This is a genomic window from Microcoleus sp. B3-D2, from assembly GCF_036705345.1.
Lineage (GTDB): Bacteria > Cyanobacteriota > Cyanobacteriia > Cyanobacteriales > Microcoleaceae > Microcoleus.
In genome coordinates this window covers 68,011-86,944 of the sequence record NZ_JAUBUG010000020.1, presented here as the reverse complement: position 1 = coordinate 86,944, position 18,934 = coordinate 68,011, and the positions used below count along the sequence as shown (strand labels likewise).

Below are 18,934 nucleotides of genomic sequence, written 5' to 3'. Positions count from 1 at the left end.
CTGTAGGTTTTAGGTACACTTTCTAGGTTGAGATTGCGTGTAATTTCGTATTCCTGCTTGTATCTGACTAACGAAGCGGGCATCGGATAATCTTGCTTGAGAAATTTGAGAATTACCCGTTGGTTGTCTTGCTTTCTCAATCCTCGGTAAACTAAAGAATTGTTAGCTTCATGTATTTGGTTGGTAATCTCGTAACCCGCTAAGTTAATCATTTTTGCAGCCTCTTTTAAGAAGAAATACACATTTTTTTAGCACTTATCAATTTCTAAGTAGATGTATCCTCTAATATAAAGACTAGCCTGCACTTTAAGCAAAATTTAAATTCCCAATAAAAAAATATTTATTTTTACATTTCTTAAAAAAAATACAAATAAAGATTTATGTTAGGAGGGATCTCGCTCCACAGTTTCCTCCTAAAGCAGGCAGAACAGAGTGAAGGGATCTCGCCGTTGAGCTTCCTCGGAGATTTGGGCGTTGCATAATTATAGTATGAATAGGTGGAATCACCATGCAATAAAAGCCAGTGAAAATCAACCGACAGCCGTAAAAACCGTAATAAAAAAGGAAAACAGAAGCACATTTGTGTCAAATCTGGTTGTCAATTTATCGCTGATTATGAATCCCACGCCTGGTTACAGTGATACTGTGAAACCCCAAGGTATAAAAATGTATGTCAATGGTAGGAATTCTCGGACTATTAACGAATCAAGGGATCTCATCACATCACCCTAATAACTTGGGTAAGACTTGTGGGAAAACTCCGAGCCGATGCTTATCACCCCGAGGTCATTTCATATGAATTCCGGTCGCACTCCTTATGATTGTTGACTGTTGACTGTTGACTGTTGACTGTTGACGGGCGACTCGAAAAACTGAATGGTTGAGTGTTAAATGTTGACTCGATTTTATTATTCCGATGCACCCGGAAACGATATCAGAAGTCGGTGATATCGATGAATTACAGACTTATGTGAAAAAAAACCACCAAATCTCGCCGTGCACAGCCGTTGGCCACTTTCGTTCAGGAATTTTAGGATGCGTTTTATGAACTCATTATTTCGAGATATTTGATAGCGTTTCCGGTGGCATCGGAAACGATATAAGTCCTGAATACATTACCTAAAATTTCAGGAGGTTCCAGTTACTGCACTATTGATAGCTTGATTTAGCAACGCCTCTTTTTCCTTCTTCATTCAACATCTCCATTACCAAGGATTGCCAATCATTGTAAAGGCGGCCCAATAATAAGGATGCAAAAGCAGTCGATCGCCCCGCGCCGCAATTTCGGGAGGCAAAATTAGACTCATAGAAAGCCCATCGACTCGCAGCATCCCGTCTTGAATCCGCACGCGCCCCTGCAGCATCTCCAATTGCGCGCGCCGCAAAGCCTCCGCTTTAATCATCAAATTGCCACCGCGTCTGGGGGTTCGCAACTGCCGGTAAAACTCCGTCATCAGCCCCAAAGTCCCCTCATCGCTGACTTCCCACAAACTCGCCAAAGCCGATTTAGCACCGCTAGCTACCGCCAAACCCGCAAACCCCAACTCCGCCTCTTCGTCGCCCAAAGCGGTACTGCACGCGCTTAAAACTAACAGATTCACCGGCGGTTCATTCCACCGCAACTGTGGCATTTGATCGAGGCGCAATTTAGTATCCCACAACTGAATGTAAGAATTTTTCGGTTCCCCGGGCTGGAATTCGCTGTGAGTTGCTAAGTGAATGATGCCAAAAGGCCGATTTGCCCGCTGAGCTTGCAAATTTCCGAGAGTAAAATCTTGATTCAAAAATGATTTTCCCCGATCGGGCGGCGCGATCGACTCTAACTCCACCGGCACAGCCGGTAATGGCGCTTTATCTTCAAATACCGACGCCCCCATTGCCAAAATTTCATCATCCGCAATATTGTCGTAGCCGATATCAGTTAAACTCAGACTCGGCATCACGCTAATGCTGTATTTCTCAACTAAAAAGCCTTTGCCGTCGTGAAGGGCCGCAAACGGTACGCTCCGCAAACCTGCTGCTGGAATTACAATTAAATTGTCAATCTTTAAAGCTGCCAATTCTGCGGCAACTGGTGCAATTAACCAGCGATAAAGTTTTTGCGCCGTATCCAAATAACTAATGCTGCCTCTTTTTCGGGGATTAGTTATTTCGCTTTGCAGGGCGTCGGCTAGTTGCAACACCTGCCAGCGCGTTGTCGCCGGAATTAAAACGCGCTGGGGTTGAGCGTTAGCTGTTACTAACACTAATTCTAAATGCTCCCCATCAGGAACATCGGAAACTTCTTTGCCATCCGGCTGCAACCTCTGGGTCAACTTATTTTCTAAGGGATGAGGGGGCTGGGAGGCGAGGTTTGTTCTCGCAGGCAATAGATTAGATAAATCCTGACTTGCCACCAGTACAGAATCATTTTCTTTGGCGGCGCCTGCATCCGCTATGCTGACCCAATTCATATAAATAATGGCAGATTTTATCCCAGTAGTTTGTTCGTTTTTGCGAAGAGTTTCGTAAATAACCGACATATTACTAATCGGTCTTCTTGCGGGCAAGTCCAGATATTTTTCGTACTCGCGAGTAAAGGTTTGTTCAAATTCTAAAACTCCCGAACCTGCCGCATCTAATCTGCGAGAAGGAGCGAAAATATCCGGGCTAGTTGGGGAATGTTTGTATCTACTTGGCGATCGCAATTCTACTTCCATAGATGCAGGAAGTGACAGCGCAGGCTCGGGATTTACGGGGACTACTGGCACTACAGGCGGTGGGGCAATTGGTGCCGGAATTGGTGCCGGAATTGGTGCCGGAATTGGTGCCGGAATTGGTGCCGGAATTGGTGCCGGAGCAGAGGGGGGGCCCGGGGTAACTAGGGAAATCTGATTTGGTAAACTTCCTTGCGTGTAAGTTTGTCCAAAAGAAAAAGTGGGCAAAATGGCGTTTCCCCCGCCAGCATTAATGCTTCCCCGGGTTCCATTATCGATCGCGCCGCCAACTACAAACGGTCGATCGATACCGCCTCCGTGGCGAATTGCGACTGCTCCCGCCCGCGCACCTCCGGCAGTAGAAATACTGGAAAAATTGCCCGATATATCGTTGAAAACACTGTTCGAGCTAAACAAACCGAGGGTTGTCACATCAACGCTGCCGCCAGTGCCACCAGTGCCGCCTTGAGCGTTGATAAAGCCCAACTGAATGTTATCAGTCGCGCTCAGGGAAACGCCTCCGCCGTTGCCGTTTGAAGTGCTGCTGGAGTTGAGATCGAGAGCCGAAATGCCCGCTGAAGAGGTGACAGCAATATTTCCGCCGATCGTCCCCGAAGCGTTCAAAGCTCCCGCAGTTACAGGGCCGGCATTGCTTTGGAGAGCGATCGCGCCTCCTGTTCCCGCTGATGACGAGTCGATCGCACCCGCAGCAACAGTATTCCCCTCAACTCGAATCCTCCCACCGTTCAAGGTAATATTGCCAGTCCGAACCTCGCCGCTTGCTTGCAGGTTCACGCTGCCGCCATCCGTCCTTAAATTACCCTCTAAGAGGACATTTGCTGCCTTGATATCGGCTCCCAAAGCGGCCGTGCTGTCCCCTCCGAAGGTAACAGAATCTCGCGCGTTAACGCTCAAACTGCGCGCTGTAATTGTGGAAGTAGCCGTCACGCTAGCAGCATCAGCCGAGAGCAGGCCCAACCTCTGATTTTGACCGACTAGGCCGTCAAAAGTAATGTTGCCGCCAGCGCGCAGCGTCAAATTATTTGCGCGGCCCGGCGTGCTGTCGAGGGTATTGGCAAAAGCAATATTGCCGGTAGTGGCCGCTAGGGTGGCGGTGCGATCGACTGTGACGTTACTATTGAAATTCATGTCGCCAGATGTCGCAATATTGCCCGAAACCTCGGTACTGCCGGCGTGGACGTACAAACTCGCCAGCGGTGCAGCTTGACCGACTGTAGCGCCGAACAGCACTCGCTGAGCGTCAAGTCTCAGGGCGCGAGATCCGTCTAGGCTACCGGAGAACAGAATGTTGCCCCTAGCTTCAGTGCTCAAAGCCACGTCAGCATTGAGGGATGCGTTTCCTGTAAAAGTGAGATCGCCGCCGGATGTCGCAATGTTGGCTTTGAGATCGGTTTGAGGCGCGTCGAGAGTCAAGCTAGCGCTGCCACTTGTTCTCAGGGGATTGTCGATCGCGATCGAGCTGCCTTGAAGTGTCAGCGGGCTGTTGAAGGTAATGGGTGCGACGATCGCGATCGACGAGCTGCTACCGTTTTCGCGCCCGATCGCGATCGAGCCGAAACCCCCCGCCAAAGCGCCGAGATCCCTTGCCGTCAAGTCTAAAATGCCCAAAATATCGCCGGTGCCACCGATCCGAATTGCTCGGCTGTCGTTGGGTTGCAAGCGAATTGTTCCCCCCGCACTGCTGACAGAATTGCTGCCGCCCCTCAAGTCAATGCCGTTAGCAGTGAGAGCGATATTGCCACCGTTAGCATTAAGTCCGCCCAGAGAGATGCTGCTGGCGAAAATGTTGATGTTGCCACCTTGAGTCTCGATTAAATCCTTGGGGTCATTGACAAAAAACACTCCGCCCGATCTAAATGTTACGGTGTCTCCCGTTCTCGCTTGCAGCGAAAGTTTGTTATCGGGCAAGTCTTGGAGGGTGATGTAGCCCGGGGTTTCTAGAACCACGTTGCTGCCGGCCGCCATCTGTTCCAACTGCACTTCTGAGATCGATGTTTCATTAGGTTCTGGTGCCGCTTCGAGTCCGCCACCGGTTGATGGCGCGCTGGTGTCGCCGTTACCGCTGACGATCGTAATATTTGCCGGATCGAGCCACAAATTGCCGATCGCACCGTTAGTCGCGCGGGTATCGACCTCTCCTTGGAAAGTTAAAGCATTTTTGCCCGAAACTTCGACTCTGCCGCCGTTACCTGCGGCGAGACCCCCGCGAGCACTAATATTGCCGAAGAAGCGAGTTGTATTGTCTGACCAAATTACCGCAGTGCCGCCATTGCCGCGGTCGATCGCGTTGGCTGCGATCGTAGAATCAGGACTAACATAAGTTACCAGTGCGTTCGGCACTGGTTCGATCCCCCGGAAACCGCCTCCGACACGCACAGTACCTCCGCCGTTCGTCCCGGAAGCATTGATATTTGCGCCGAAGAGTCCAACTTTTTCCCCTAAAATATTGACTGTGCCGCCAGCATTCCCAGAAGGAGCAAATACATTTAAAGAACCCGAGACGATCGCACTTCCCGGAACTGCCGCCACTGTTTGGCCGCCCGTCAGTACCAATTGACCTTGTTCGTTAGTCGTTAAACCTGTGGCTGACGCTACGCCGGGCCCCGTGAGCAACTGAGGCAAAGAAACTGGGGCGATAGCCGATTTTTCTGACTGCCCAGACGGAGTAATTTCTAAACTCAATAAATTGCCGGTTTGACTGATGCGGACTGCATTTTGTCCTGCAACAGCAGCCACAGTAATTTGACCGTTGGGAGCGGATAATTGTCCTGTATTAATAACGGTGCCACCGAGCAAAGTTAAACTTTGCCCGCTGCCAACTGCCAAGTTCCCCGCATTGACAATTGCACCCACTTGTGAATTATTAAAATTAAATTGATTGGGATTCCCCAGTAAAGCTTTGTAATCATTAATTCCTGCCGAATTGAACCAGCTATCGCCGAAACCAATGCCTGTAGCAGTTGTCGCCAAAAACGACCCCGGCACGTTTAATCTAGCATTTTGACCGAAGACAATTCCGGCAGGATTCATTAAGAATAAATTCGAGTTGCCACCGCTTACAGAAATCAGACCGTTAATTACGGAAACATTGTCGCCGGAAATCCGCCCTAAAATATTTTGAATATTTGGATTAGTTAGAAAATTAGCTATTTGACCTTCGCTGAGATTAAATTGGCTGAAGCTGTGAAAAAGATTGGCGCCGTTTCCTGACAGTTGCCCGCCGCTAATGTCTGTACGATTTTGCTCGGACTTAACAACAGTATTCGTGCCGTCAGTAGCAGGAACTACAGGTTGCGATCGCACTGCTAGCGGTAGCAGCCCAAAACCTAATGTCAAAATTAGAGCAGAACGAAAATAGGTCATTAGAGGAAGCTATTAGTCATTAGTCATTATTCATTAGTCATTAAGTAGATCGGCACAAAAAAGCAATAATATCTTGGCGGGGCGGGTGGAGCCAGTATCTTTACTTGTAAGCAGTTTATTGCGGCACTCACCCACCCTCCCGTGTAATGTTTATGTGTAACCACCTACTTAGTCATTAGTCATGAGTCCCAGGAAACAAGGAAAAGCCACTTTCCCATTACCAATTACCAATTCCCGATTACAAATTCTCCATTACCAATTCTAATCTCTTCTCGTTTTGATTTTTTTTGAGCTGTAATGTTCCGCCAAAGTGCCAATAAACTTAAAAAGGTCGATCGAACACCGCCACCGCCGGGGATCGATCGCACTCCCAAACCATCCGTTGCCAGAATGTCGGAAAATTAAGGCAAATTTTGTATTTATCTGTCGCCAGTGTATTGACAAAATCCCCCCAGAGTCCTATGATTGGAGCACTGATTTGGTGGGACAGCAAAAACCCACACCATAACTGGCTCCTCTAATAAAGTTAAAAACAAAATATTGATGCTTTTAGAGACCAACCATGCAAACCCCAGCTTTCCCATTTCTAACTGAACAAATAGTAGAGCGGATATTTTCGTCAGGCGAACTGACTCGGGATGACAGACAGCGAATTCAGTCAATGCTCTTAAATGAGTCGATCGGCGAAAATGAATTGAGCTTAATTGAAAAAGTGATGGAAGGCGTAGTCAAGGGAATACTTGACGTGATGAATTAGTTGATAACTGGCGCTAACATATCTAAATGTAGGGTGCGCCGAGGCGCACCTTAGCCTAATTTTAAATAAAATCGAAAAGCGAAAAGGGAAAATTCTGTCACCGTTCTAAAAATCATCATCCGGGCCGTCATCCGGGCTGTCATCGGAACTCTGATCGCGACGCACAAGTTCAGAAGGAGGCCTATCGTTACTCCAGGCCCACCACACGCCATCGCACTGGCAGCGGTAAAATTCTTGCCACTTGCGGCGGTTGAACTCGGTGTATACTGGCGATCGGCGATTAATCCAGACCTCAGCGGCATCAGTGCAGCTAGCGCCGCACTTGGGACAGCAAAACTCATTAGCGTGAACCGCCGTCGCAGTCCATTCAGGAGGATGTGGAGCAAAAGCTTCCATGTGTTAGAGTTTCTATCTAAACTGCTGGTAATTACGGCAAATCAAGGCTTGCTAAAGATCCGCAGAGTTCGGAATGACCTAAGCAATGACATAAGTACGCTGTTGAGTGCGTAATTCATCGGCCCGTTATTTTTTTTAGTATTTGCCGTCAGATGAATAGTATAACTGATGTGATGCAAACCGTTGATCGGCATTCTCAAGTATTTCAAGGACTAAGCTTATGTCAATCTACAATCTTATCTCGTTTCTGGGCATTTTTGGCTTATGTGCGATCGCCTGGATTTTTTCAGAAAACCGACAGTCCAAGTATATTCCCTGGCGCGTCATCATCTGGGGCATTGGACTGCAATTAGTCTTAGGATTTTTAGTATTCCTCTTCCCCCCAACTCGCATCGCCCTAGAGTGGTTTACTGGCTTACTGGATGGAGTATTCACCGCTGCTGACGCTGGAGCGAGATTTGTATTCGGGAGCAATGTTGTACCGATACCTGGTAAACCTCCGGCAGTTAATTTAGGATATATTTTTGCCTTTAGAGCTTTACCGACAGTCATCTTTTTTTCTGGCCTCATGGCCTTGCTATACAACATCGGCGTGATTCAAATTATCACCGAACTTTTTGCCAAAATCTTTTATACGACAATGCGGTTGAGCGGCGCAGAAGCCCTCAGCGGTGCGGCTAATATTTTTGTAGGAATTGAAGCGGCAATTGTCGTCAAGCCTTATTTGCCGAAAATGACTCGTTCGGAACTTTGTGCAATCCTCTCTTGCTGTTTTGGGACGGCCGCTTCTTCAACTTTAGCAATTTACGTTAGTTTTCTAAAGCCAGTTTTTCCCAATATTTTAGGGCATTTAGTTTCCGCCTCAATTATCGCAATTCCTGCTTGTTTTGTTCTCTCCAAAATCTTAGTACCAGAAACAGGCGTGCCCCTGACAATGGGCGGCATTCCCAAGGAAGAACCGAAGCCTCAAGGCCGCGAGTTTGTGGGCGAAGAAATTTCGGACACGGAGCGCGAAGAATTCAAACAAGAGACTGTTGGGGGAGAACCCATCGAACGAGTTAGCCCTTTGGATGCAGCGATTATTGGTGCATTGGACGGTGTAAAAATGGCAGTGGCAATTGCCGCTGTTTTGATTTTAATCTTAGGCTTAGTTTCCTTAATTAATCAATTCTTTGGCTGGCTGGCAATTTTGCCAGGCCCAATTGGTGACTTGTTCAAAGTTGTCACCTTAGCCAACATTATGGGAGTCTTATTTTATCCCCTGACGCTATTAACAGGAGTTCCCTTAGAGGACTCTTGGCAAGCGTCAGTAATTATCGGTCGCAGGTTGTTAGAAACGGCGATTCCTCCCTATCAAACTCTAGCAGAAGCATCGGCAAACAAACTGGTGAGCGATCGTACAGTTTTAATTGTCAGTTACGCCCTTTCCGGCTTCGCCCACTTAGCCTCCGTCGGCATATTTGTCGGTGGCACAATCGCCCTAATTCCATCCCGCCGCAAAGACATTTCCGAACTCGGTTGGAAAGCATTATTTGTCGGCACTTTAGCGACAATGATGATCGCTTGCATCGCGGGCACCTTCGACACCGGAGACGCCAGCATTTTAGGCGCTAAGACAGCCCCGGCGGCCCCATTAACAGCCCCTGATTCTCCAAAACCGCTATCCTCCCCAGCCGCGAATTCAAAGCCGTCAGTTGCCCCAACAATTCCCAGTCCGAAGCCTTCGCCCAACCCCGAAAAAGCGGCTCCGAAAGCTCAAAAATCTCCATCTCCCGAATCCAAGAAAAACCCTTAATTATCTTCTAAGAACTCGTAGGGGCTGGTTTTTCCAACAATATTTAACTCCCGTCAAAAATCTACAGAAACCCGCCCCCAAACAACCAATAACCTACATCAACTTTGATTGGGATCAAATCAGTTATGGACGCACTCTGACCCAAGAAACCGGGTTTTTCACCAAATCTGTGGCTGTAACGAATTATTCTCGCAAAAAACCCGGTTTCTGGCTACCCGTGCATAAGTCCTAAGATTGTCAATTATCGACAAATATTGTATGTATAGGAATCCTAAATGAGTCGTAAATTTTTTACCCCACCCCAACCCTCCCCTTACTAAGGGGAGGGAGTAAGAAATTCACAAATGATGCGAGGATTGCTATAAAACTAGCGATTGGGTGGGGGCGGGTTTACGAGATTGTAGGTTTTAGGCAATTATTGTCGGTGAAACCCGCCCCTACAAGCCCCTGATAGATATTATTGTTTTTTATGCAGATGCAATTACCCCTTACCAATTATCAATTACCCTAAAATTTATGAATCCCGAACCAGAAATTCGCCGCCTGTTAGATGTGATGCCCGCTTCCGGCCGCATGATGTGTAAAATTATTAATAAGCCACAACAATCAACGGTAATTGACTGCGATTTTCCTTTGCCTTGGAATCAATCTCGCCCGATTTATATTAATTTTGATTTGTGGCGGCTGCTATCTAAGCCGGAGCGGGATTTACTGCTATTGCGGAATGTCAGTTTTCTGTGCAGTTTTAAGTGGTTTAAACCGGATATTTATCAAGGTGCGGCTCTGGCGGGAATTGTCGGGACTGTTGTAGAATTGTTGCAGGGAGATGCGATCGGCACTGCGATCGCGGGCGGTTTGACGGGACTCGCCATGACTCGAATTTGGCGCGACAACCGCAGTTCCCAAGTAGAGTTAGATGCTGACGAGGGGGCGATTAGAGTAGCGGGAAGGCGTGGTTACAACGAAGCGGAAGCTGCCGGACATTTGCTTGGGGCGATCGAGGCTGTGGCGCAAATTGAAGGGCGCAGTTTGGATTTTAATGAGTTGATTCGGTGTCAAAACTTAAAGGCAATATCGGGTATTTCGGCGGTGGGCGTACCCGATAGTGTCAGGCAAGATTAGAAAATACTATTTCACAAACAATCCTGTGTTCCGCAGCCAAAGGACACAACAGTGTTGTGTCCCTACTATCCAGGCGCTATATCTGCTACTCAACTCTTTCCCTGACAATCCGAATACTCTCCCATGCTGGTATCCGACCCGCTTGCCGCTCATCTAGTAATACCAAGTAAACATAAAGTGGGTAGATTTCATTGAGACTCTCTAGATACTTACGGCTAATAGCTTCACTTTCTTGACCGCTTAACTCAATTGTATTGAGCGCCTCTTTATTTTTGGAGATTGCCTGATAAGCTGCTGACAAGAAATGATACATAACAATAACCGGAAGCAGAGGGAAGTATAAAAGTAGGAAATCACTAGCTTTGCCCGCTCCAATTGCTTTAAATTGACCTTCGAGGTCGCGATTGAGGTCGAGGTTGAAGTCGCGGTTGAGGTCGCGGTTGAGGACGCGGTTGAGGTCGAGGTTGAGGACGCGGTTGAGGTCGAGGTTGAGGACGCGGTTGAGGTCGAGGTAGAGGTCGCGGTAGAGGTCGAGGTTGAGGACGCGGTTGATGTCGCGGTAGAGGTCGAGGTTGAGGTCGCCGTTGATGTCGCGGTAGGGGTCGCGGTAGGGGTCGCGGTAGGGGTCGCGGTAGAGGACGCGGTAGAGGACGCGGTAGAGGTCGCGATTGCCGTGGAGGTAGAGGTCGAGGTAGAGGTCGTGGTTGAGGTCGCGGTTGAGGACGCGGTTGAGGTCGCGGTTGAGGACGCGGTAGAGGTCGCCGTTGAGGACGCGGTTGCCCTGGAGGTCGAGGTCGAGGTCGAGGTCGCGGTTGAGGTCGAGGTTGAGCTTGAGAACCAAAACCTCAGCTAATTTCTGTCCCCAAGTTTGCTTCTGTCCTGTTTCTATTCCTGCAATGATTCGCTGTTCTCCATCAAAACACCAGCACCCTACTTGTTTTTCTGGGACTGGATGCTCCTTTACTTCAGCTAAAGTTGGCAGTCTATATTTAAATATTGGTGCAGATTGCTGCTGAGTTAACCATTCACAAAACTCCTTTGCATCGATCGACCTTACTCCAGTAATGGGTTTTTTAGCATCTCCTGGCGGAAATCTGTAACTTTTCCAATGGTCAGGTTGTCGATGTGCACCCGCTTTCAGCTTCTCATCAATAAAAAGCTGATATTCCGCGCAGGTGATGTAACTCATGTCAATTTGGACATTCTCATCAATTCGTAACAGCATTATTTCAATCGCCTCGATAACTGTACCTGTGCTGCTAATTTAGCAATTTCTGGGTCTGTCGAATTCAAACCTTGCTCTAAAATTTGCTCCAGTTGTTGCCGAACGTCTCGATTTACACTCAACCCCTCGTCCAAACAATCATAGGCGAGTGCCATTACCTCAACGGACGGAGATGGCATCGCCAACACTGTACGAATCAGATTGCTAGCATTACTCTGCGCTGCATAAAGACGGATAGTTTCCTCCCACCAAGATTGATTAATATTTCCGATTAACAAATTCTCTTGGTTCGATTTTTTAATCTCAACCGCTGCTAAATATTCCTGGAAACTCAAGTGAGCAAATTCATAAACGCCTACTTCTTTTTCCACTAACAACCCACTCACCTCCCGAACTTGCTGAATAAATTCCTCTGGATTCGCCCCACTGCCTGCTACATCTGCCAACTTGTCTTTAATCAGATTAATTCCATCGGATAGCTTGAACTCACGAGTTTTCTGCTGCATTAATTCAAATGCCAGCACTTGCAGCACAGATTGCTTTTGCGTCGCTGTTAGCGCCTCCGCCATATTTTTAGCTCTTTGTCGCCTTTCTAGTAAAACCTGGCAAATTTCTTTGTAAAGTTCTACCCGTTTTCCGGGCAAGGCGCTACCGCGACGGTGAACTGTGGCAATCATTGTTAGCAGCAAAGGATTCACCGCCATGTCCGCCAGAGGTTTGCTATTCTTTATCCGCTTAATTAAATCATCAGCTTGTTGTTTAGCGTCTGCCCGCACTCGCGCATCATCTTGTCCAGCGTGACTTTTCACCTCTGTTTCCAAATACCAGCTACGAATAAACAGTTGCGTCTGTTTCAGGCTAAATGGTTGCACTTCTAAGACAGTCACATCTTGTTGCAACCGCGCAGTTTTATAGCCCACAGGTCGAGAGGTTAAGATAAAAGCCGTATCCGGGTATGTCTGCATCTGTTGGTCTACCCAACTACTTACTTGCTGGCGCTGGGTTTCATCTGCCACTTCATCCAATCCATCTAACATTACCAAACATTTGTTTTGACGTATTTTTTCGGCAAACCAGTTAGGCGGTGGATTCTCCAGGTGAAAGTTTTGCTGCTGCTGCTGTACCTGCTGAGTAATTAAGTCTGCCAGAGTGAGTTGATTATTATTCACAATTTCCTGACGCACATCTCGGAGATACAACAATATCGGAATCAGTTTCGGCGCTTTCGGATGCTCTTTCCGCTGTTGCTTTGTGGCATAAGTCTGCGTTAAATATCTCAAAAGGGTAGTTTTCCCGGAACCGGGTGCGCCCAAAACTGCCATGCGCCGAAATTCCGGATGCTTATCTATTGCTGCTAAAAACTTCCAAATTTGTGTTTCATTTGAGTTATTTGTTTCATTCTTGCGTGGCTGAACCATTTCGGGCTTTATATTCGCTGCCTCTGTTGCAACAATTTTGAGAGACACAAATACCTTTTGCAAATTCAGGGGTCGATCTTGATCCAATCCCTGTGTTTGATAATATCGACAGATATAAGTCAAACCCTTGTAATATTGCCGCTGGAAAGGTGAGGTTAAATTTTCGATTTTCTTCCAAATCCCGTCTGCAAAACTATCTGCAAGTTGCTGTCTCTTTGCCCTAAACTTCGGTGCAAGTTGGTTAGTAACTGGGATGAGAAACTTGATGGCATGGATAAACAACATCAAAATTACAGTCACAACCAAAGCCAAAAACGCTGCTGGCCATTCGCCTCTCAGTATGAAATACAACATTACCGCCAGTCCCAAACCGGGCGCCAACCATACCAACCTGTTCTGCCATTGTCTCGGTAAAAGCAGTACAGGGGGGAGCACAGTCCCCAAACCAAACAGAAGGAGAGATGTATAAAAAACTGCTGAGTTGAATTCGGCGGCTAGGTGGTTCCCCTTCAAGAGTCCGAAAAGGATGCCACCTCCCAGCAAAGGTAAAAAACCAAGAACCCAATTTTGATTTGCAGGCGTTGCACTCGGCTGAGACTGACTGGATATAGCACCGAGGATAAAAAGTGCCAATAGACACCCTACTGTCAGTAAGATTATTATAGGGTCTTCAATTTTTAAGTCCTGTTTACCGGGCAGTTGGTTGATCAGCCAACCCAAGAAACCATTACTGAGTATCAATAGCAATGGTAGCAGCCAATTTTGTATAAATCTGGACATAAGCGATCGCATTTAAAAGCCTGTTGTTTCCCAGTTTAGGCGATCGTAGCGAGCGATCGTTCGCAATAGATGTTATTTATTGCTCATGTGCGATCTTTCCGAAGTAGATTTGTCGATCGCCCGACCCATCCCCTAAGACTTACCTATGACCTAGAACAATGATAAACTTGATATTCATACCCATCCACCGCAGGCAACTCGCCTGATTCAACCTGACATTTTTGTGCTTCTAGATTGACAGGTGCGCGAAAATTAACTAACCACAAATCCAGCGGACGTTCTAATTGACTGAGTGTTTTGTCAAGTGTCCCTGCCGCTATTTCCGGCCCATCCCTTCTCTGATTAGCCAAAAGAAATAGCGGAGAATCAAAGGCTTTAACTTCTTCTTTCTTCCTAACAGCCGTTACATCCCCTACAAAATCCGTTGCCGAACTTCTTTCCCATTCCCACCCTATCCCCATCAACTCTCCTATTTCTACATGAGTCTTTTGAGTAGTGGCAATTAACACGGGAACTTTCGATACTTGGCTGATAATCGGAATTAAAAGGTCTGGTTTGTAATATTTGCGATAGCCGAGATTGGAATTTACTGTGACACCGCTAAAAAAACCCATTGCTAAAATTAGCACCACTGCTTTTTTGCCCGGAACTTCGATCGCCCGTAAATTAAACCATTGACTTTTTGCTCTAGGTGTGTTAAAAATAACCGCCAAGATTGCTCCTAAAAGCAATATCACCCCCGGAAAGTAGACGAAATTGTATCGAGCCCCGCGAGTTAGGTCAATCCCTAAAATATATGCAAAACTGAAAAATAGGAAAATTGAGCCTATCACAAATCCGCCGAAAATAACAGTACCTAAACGACTATCGGGCGTTGTTAAGCACTTTTTAAGGGCGCTAAACAGGATGGGAAGCACCAATATAAAAAATATTGTCATTACGATCGCCGATGCAACTACTACTGCCAAATTTTGCGATTCCACCGGCAGCAGAGACATGACAGTGATCCATCCAGCTAAAGCTTGAAAAATCGGCGCGATCCAATCTAAGAATGTGCGATCGCCGCTGACAATCCAATTAGTTAGTTCGCTGCCGTATTTATTCGACCAAAATACCGGCAGCCAAACTAAACCGCCTGCTAAAGTGCCCATCGCTACTGCGAAAAGCCGCCACAGAATTTGAAATTGCCAAATATTAGGCTGCTGGCTGTTGTCAATTGGCAATTTTCCATGAAACTGCTGCCAGATTACAGCAATTAATGCTATTGCTTCCGCACACAAAGTCAGTGCAAAAAAGTAGTGCACCGCAATTCCCAAACAGTTAACAACTACCCAAAGCAGCACCGCCCAAATAGGCAGGGGAGCGCGCTGTTGCAGCTTTTTTGCAGCTAATGCTAGGCAAAAAAGAGAGGCAATAACTAATAAGATTCCTAAAGTGTAATGGCGAGCTTCTTGAGCGAGATAAATGCCGTAGGGAGAAACTGCCATCATCGCGGCGGCACATTGACCGACTAAACGAGAACTAAAAGCAAATTTGCCCAAAAAGTAGATAGCTGGAACTGAAATTACCCCCAATAAAGCAGGAAGAGCTCGCCCAATCCAAACTAAACTATCCTCTGAAGGCCCAAACAGTCGCATCCACCAGTGGGCGAGCATAAAATACACTGGTGGATGATTGCTTTCTAGCAGCAAATGGTTTAAGACATCTGCAATCCCAGCACCGGGGCGCAATTGTAGCGGTTCTAATAATGTAGAAAGATCGATCGCGCGATCGATCGTCACCCCTCGAAAACTGTTGCCCAAACTAAACACTAGAGTGGAAAACTCATCCGTCCACAGCGGTTTCAAGTCCAAATTGGCAAAGCGCAAAATAAAGGCGATCGCCGTCCACAGAAATAGTAACAACAGTTGTTTGTTCTTAAGCATTAATTTAGTCAGCAGTCAGTTGTCAGTTGTCAGTTGTCAATTGTCATCACTCAACGCCGTCAACAGTCAACAGTCAACAGTCAACAGTCAACAATTCCCCATTACCTACTTCACGTCTGTCACCCGCCAACTCAGCTTCATATTGATCCAGAAATTCCACAGAGTCACAGTCGCGATCGCAATTAAGTTAGCCAAATATTTATTCATTCCCAAAACATTAAACAGCAAATTAACCAGCAGCACATTCAAAATCAAACCCATCAAGCAAATCGTATTAAATTTCAACAGGCGTTTCAATCGCTGGCGCGATCCGGGCTGCCGCTTAGAAATATCCCCAAAAGTCCACAAATCATTCCACAAAAAGTTACTGATAATTGCCAATTCACCAGCAACGATCAGACTGCGAGTCAGCCCCAAACCGAGGATATCGAACAGGACATACAAAACCCCCATATTCACAAACACGCCGCTGAAACCCACGATGCCAAACCGCAGAAACTTACCCATCGGCCACCGGGCAAACCGCAACCTCAGCAAATGTTGCAAATACTCAATATACTGTTTCCAAGTAACTTTGCTATCACCTTCTTGCCGCTCCTGAAACACGTAACCAACTTCTCCAATCCAGCGGATATCCCCCCTGCCGAGGACTTCAATCAATATTTTGTAACCAGCAGGATTCATGGTTTTGCCCGCAATGCAAGTGCGACGCACCATAAAATAGCCGCTCATCGGATCGGAAACTCGGCCCACGACTCCCGGCAGGATCACCAACCCCAGAGTTTGAGCGCCCCGCGATAAAAATCGCCTGACAACGCTCCAGTCGCTCACACCACCCTCGCCAACGTGACGACTCGCAGCAGCTAAATCTGCTCCCCGCTGAATTTCTGCTAAAAGCTGCAATAGCGTCTCCGGGGGATGCTGCAAGTCGGCATCGATGACGCCCAAAACCTCGCCCCGAGCGGCCTGCCACCCGCGAATTACCGCTGTGGAAAGTCCCCGCTCGTCTTCCCGGCGCATCACCCGCAATTGCGGATATTCCGGTGTCAGGGACAGGGCGACTTCCCAGGTGCGATCGGGACTGTCGTCATCGACTACAATTAATTCGTAGTTGCCGGGAAGGATACCATCGAGCAATTGGCTCAATTTTTCCACAATACTCTGGATATTCGTGCGCTCGTTGTAGGTGGGAATTACCAGGGAAAAATAAATTGGCGGTGTGCGTGCGTGTACAAAAGTTGAACCGAAAGTCTGTATAGCAGGAATCTGCAAAGACCCCGACGGCACTGGCAAGACCTGATTTGGTTGGTAGCTGCCCATAATTTGAGTGTTCAGAAAGTCAAGAATATTTTGCTAGCACTTGAGATTGTAAAATATCGTTCCTCCATAATTGATTAGTTAAGATATAAAAATGTCTTAATTCTAGTTAGTAATTCTGTAACTGAGTTAAAAAGAAAACTGTGGATGCAATTCTCGATCGAGCTTTACAAGGTTATAACATCTCTTCCGCAGAGGCCTTGGTACTTTTGCAGCAAAGAGATCCAGATGCGCGAGCATCTATTCAAACAACCGCTGATTTGCTCCGCCGCCGACAATCAGGGGATACTGTCACCTACGTTATCAATCGGAATATTAACTTTACTAACATTTGCGAGCAGCATTGCAGTTTTTGTGCATTCCGCCGCGACGAGGGAGATGAGGGCGCTTTTTGGTTAGATGCAGCTCAAATTCAGGAAAAGGCAACTGATGCAGTGCAGCGGGGTGCAACGGAAATTTGTATGCAGGGCGGCTTAAATCTTCAAGCTAAGCTCAACGGCGCATTTTTACCTTATTATCTGCAATTGGTGAAAACTATTAAGGATAAGTTTCCTCAGTTGCACTTGCACGCTTTTTCGCCGCAAGAAATAGAATTTATTTCCAGAGGAGATAATCTTAGTTTCAGCTATGTAATTTCGGCTTTGCAGGATGCGGGAGTCGGTTCGATGCCGGGAACCGCTGCGGAAGTTCTCGACGATTCTGTGCGACGGGTGATTTGCCCGGAAAAACTAAATTCGGCAACTTGGCTGGAAATTGTGGGAACTGCTCACCGTCTGGGTTTGCCGACAACGAGTACGATGCTTTGCGGGCATATTGAGACGGCCCAACAGCAGGTTTTGCATTTAGAAAAAGTACGATCGCTCCAACAAACTGCGATCGACCAAAACTATGGGGCACGCATTACAGAATTTATTTTACTACCATTTGTCGGACAGGAAGCACCGGCACCTTTGCGGAGTCGAGTCGGTCGCGACCAACCAGTTTTAGCAGATACATTGTTACTCACCGCTGTATCGAGAATCTTCTTAGGCAATTTGATTTCCAATCACCAGCCGAGTTGGGTAAAATTAGGTTTAGATGGAGCTACTGAAGCGCTGAAATGGGGCTGCAACGACATCGGCGGTACATTGATGGAAGAGCACATTACAACGATGGCCGGTGCGGTTGGCGGTAGTTGTCAATCTGTCGAAGATTTGCAAAATGCGATTAGTTCTTTGGGGCGGAGTTATCAGCAAAGAGATACAATTTATCGACCTTTAGGGGTTGACAATTTGGCAGTAAGTGTGTGATTTTTTGGATGCGAAGTGCGAAGTGCGTAACGCATCCTAGGAGTTTAGCCGTTAGCGAAGCCCTCGGAGAGGATCGCACTTTCAAATTCTTCTAGCGCTTGACAACTTCCTACCTGTAAAGCACGTTCTACCCCAGTGGGGATAAGTTGTGCGATCGCGATTTCTGGAAAATTCGGACTAATATCGGATTCTACATACTCTCCATCTTGCAGCAAATAAATCAGAAGTCTGCCGCTGTCATAAACCCATACTTCTGGAACTCCAATAATTTTATAGGCATCGATCTTAGTTTTAGAAGTAACATCCGTCTCAATTGCCAAATCGGGCGGCGGATCGTCCGGTAAAAGTCGGCGGCGGCCAATCATCCGCTGATAATTTAGAATATAAAAGCAAGCATCAGGTTCAACTCCTGCTGCACCTTCCCGTTTGAACGTAGTAGAACCAAAGGGTTCATATCTTCTGCCCGCAGACTTGAGTAATTTTTTTACCATATCGGAAATTAAATCTTTCGGAATTTCCCGATCTAGTAAGGGAACCATCATTTCTAAGGTACTGTTGCTGTAGGCAATTCTGGTTCTTCGTTTTTCCCCTAATTCCTGCAAAATCGACTCGAATTCCAGCCAACTTATATTGGGAATAGTTACGACACTACCGGGAGAAAGCGTTATTTGGCTAACGGGTTTTAGGACGGGGGTGATAACAATCATAAGCTGAATTGCGAGCTAGTTGTTAAGTTTGTGTTAAGGGCAGGCAGGATGCCTACCCCACAAGAGTTTTTGGATATATCTGTTGAGTTTAGCACGGGCAACGAGAAGAGATTCGCGATCGCA

At 47.0% G+C, this 18,934-nt stretch carries 12 protein-coding genes; 4 read left to right on the top strand and 8 right to left on the bottom strand.

Features of this window, described 5'->3' with window-relative positions:
* On the bottom strand, positions 1–212 hold a 212-nt coding region (locus QUB14_RS10460; protein ID WP_333216811.1), incomplete at its 3' end, for a hypothetical protein.
* A gap of 993 nt (positions 213–1,205) precedes the next feature.
* Positions 1,206–6,080, bottom strand: coding sequence for a CHAT domain-containing protein (locus tag QUB14_RS10455; protein ID WP_333216808.1), 4,875 nt, complete (start codon positions 6,078–6,080; stop codon positions 1,206–1,208).
* 562 nt (positions 6,081–6,642) lie between these two features.
* On the opposite strand from QUB14_RS10455, the gene QUB14_RS10450 reads away from it, so the two are divergent.
* A complete protein-coding gene (locus QUB14_RS10450) occupies positions 6,643–6,837 on the top strand; it encodes a hypothetical protein (protein ID WP_190661768.1) in 195 nt (64 codons plus the stop codon).
* Between the two features lie 105 nt (positions 6,838–6,942).
* Here the strand turns inward: QUB14_RS10450 and QUB14_RS10445 are convergent, their stop codons facing one another.
* Positions 6,943–7,233 carry a hypothetical protein gene (locus QUB14_RS10445; protein ID WP_190661770.1) on the bottom strand — a complete coding sequence of 97 codons (291 nt, stop codon included), beginning with the start codon at positions 7,231–7,233 and terminating at the stop codon, positions 6,943–6,945.
* 220 nt (positions 7,234–7,453) lie between these two features.
* Between QUB14_RS10445 and QUB14_RS10440 the strand changes: the two genes are divergently transcribed.
* Both QUB14_RS10440 and QUB14_RS10435 read left to right on the top strand, forming a co-directional pair.
* Complete coding sequence (locus QUB14_RS10440) at positions 7,454–9,028, top strand: nucleoside transporter C-terminal domain-containing protein (RefSeq protein WP_333216806.1); 1,575 nt, start codon at positions 7,454–7,456, stop codon at positions 9,026–9,028.
* A gap of 516 nt (positions 9,029–9,544) precedes the next feature.
* The gene (locus tag QUB14_RS10435) at positions 9,545–10,150 is read left to right on the top strand and encodes a DUF3318 domain-containing protein (protein ID WP_333216804.1); all 606 of its coding nucleotides are present in this window, start codon (positions 9,545–9,547) and stop codon (positions 10,148–10,150) included.
* A gap of 85 nt (positions 10,151–10,235) precedes the next feature.
* On the opposite strand, the gene QUB14_RS10430 is transcribed toward QUB14_RS10435, so the two are convergent.
* From QUB14_RS10430 to QUB14_RS10415, 4 genes are all read right to left on the bottom strand, one after another.
* The gene (locus tag QUB14_RS10430) at positions 10,236–11,375 is read right to left on the bottom strand and encodes an SUMF1/EgtB/PvdO family nonheme iron enzyme (protein ID WP_333216802.1); all 1,140 of its coding nucleotides are present in this window, start codon (positions 11,373–11,375) and stop codon (positions 10,236–10,238) included.
* Positions 11,375–13,426: an NACHT domain-containing protein gene (locus QUB14_RS10425; RefSeq protein ID WP_333297180.1), complete on the bottom strand. Its 2,052-nt coding sequence runs from the start codon at positions 13,424–13,426 to the stop codon at positions 11,375–11,377. The genes QUB14_RS10430 and QUB14_RS10425 overlap by 1 nt, the downstream gene beginning before the upstream one ends.
* Before the next feature lie 290 nt (positions 13,427–13,716).
* Positions 13,717–15,498, bottom strand: coding sequence for a glycosyltransferase family 39 protein (locus QUB14_RS10420; RefSeq protein ID WP_333216797.1), 1,782 nt, complete (start codon positions 15,496–15,498; stop codon positions 13,717–13,719).
* A 105-nt stretch (positions 15,499–15,603) separates the two neighbouring features.
* Complete coding sequence (locus QUB14_RS10415; RefSeq protein WP_333216795.1) at positions 15,604–16,818, bottom strand: glycosyltransferase; 1,215 nt, start codon at positions 16,816–16,818, stop codon at positions 15,604–15,606.
* Between the two features lie 140 nt (positions 16,819–16,958).
* Between QUB14_RS10415 and cofH the strand changes: the two genes are divergently transcribed.
* Positions 16,959–18,104, top strand: coding sequence for a 7,8-didemethyl-8-hydroxy-5-deazariboflavin synthase subunit CofH (cofH, locus tag QUB14_RS10410; protein ID WP_333216793.1), 1,146 nt, complete (start codon positions 16,959–16,961; stop codon positions 18,102–18,104).
* Positions 18,105–18,148: 44 nt separating this feature from the next.
* Here the strand turns inward: cofH and QUB14_RS10405 are convergent, their stop codons facing one another.
* Positions 18,149–18,811 (bottom strand): Uma2 family endonuclease, encoded by a 663-nt coding sequence (locus QUB14_RS10405; protein ID WP_333216791.1) that lies wholly within the window; start codon positions 18,809–18,811, stop codon positions 18,149–18,151.
* Positions 18,812–18,934: the final 123 nt, after the last annotated feature.

Excerpts from the sequence above, each read along its gene's own strand:
- QUB14_RS10455 (WP_333216808.1), bottom strand. The coding sequence starts at position 6,080 with ATGACCTATTTTCGTTCTGCTCTAATTTTGACATTAGGTTTTGGGCTG.
- QUB14_RS10450 (WP_190661768.1), top strand. The coding sequence starts at position 6,643 with ATGCAAACCCCAGCTTTCCCATTTCTAACTGAACAAATAGTAGAGCGG.
- QUB14_RS10445 (WP_190661770.1), bottom strand. The coding sequence starts at position 7,233 with ATGGAAGCTTTTGCTCCACATCCTCCTGAATGGACTGCGACGGCGGTT.
- QUB14_RS10440 (WP_333216806.1), top strand. The coding sequence starts at position 7,454 with ATGTCAATCTACAATCTTATCTCGTTTCTGGGCATTTTTGGCTTATGT.
- QUB14_RS10435 (WP_333216804.1), top strand. The coding sequence starts at position 9,545 with ATGAATCCCGAACCAGAAATTCGCCGCCTGTTAGATGTGATGCCCGCT.
- QUB14_RS10430 (WP_333216802.1), bottom strand. The coding sequence starts at position 11,375 with ATGCTGTTACGAATTGATGAGAATGTCCAAATTGACATGAGTTACATC.
- QUB14_RS10420 (WP_333216797.1), bottom strand. The coding sequence starts at position 15,498 with ATGCTTAAGAACAAACAACTGTTGTTACTATTTCTGTGGACGGCGATC.
- QUB14_RS10415 (WP_333216795.1), bottom strand. The coding sequence starts at position 16,818 with ATGGGCAGCTACCAACCAAATCAGGTCTTGCCAGTGCCGTCGGGGTCT.
- QUB14_RS10405 (WP_333216791.1), bottom strand. The coding sequence starts at position 18,811 with ATGATTGTTATCACCCCCGTCCTAAAACCCGTTAGCCAAATAACGCTT.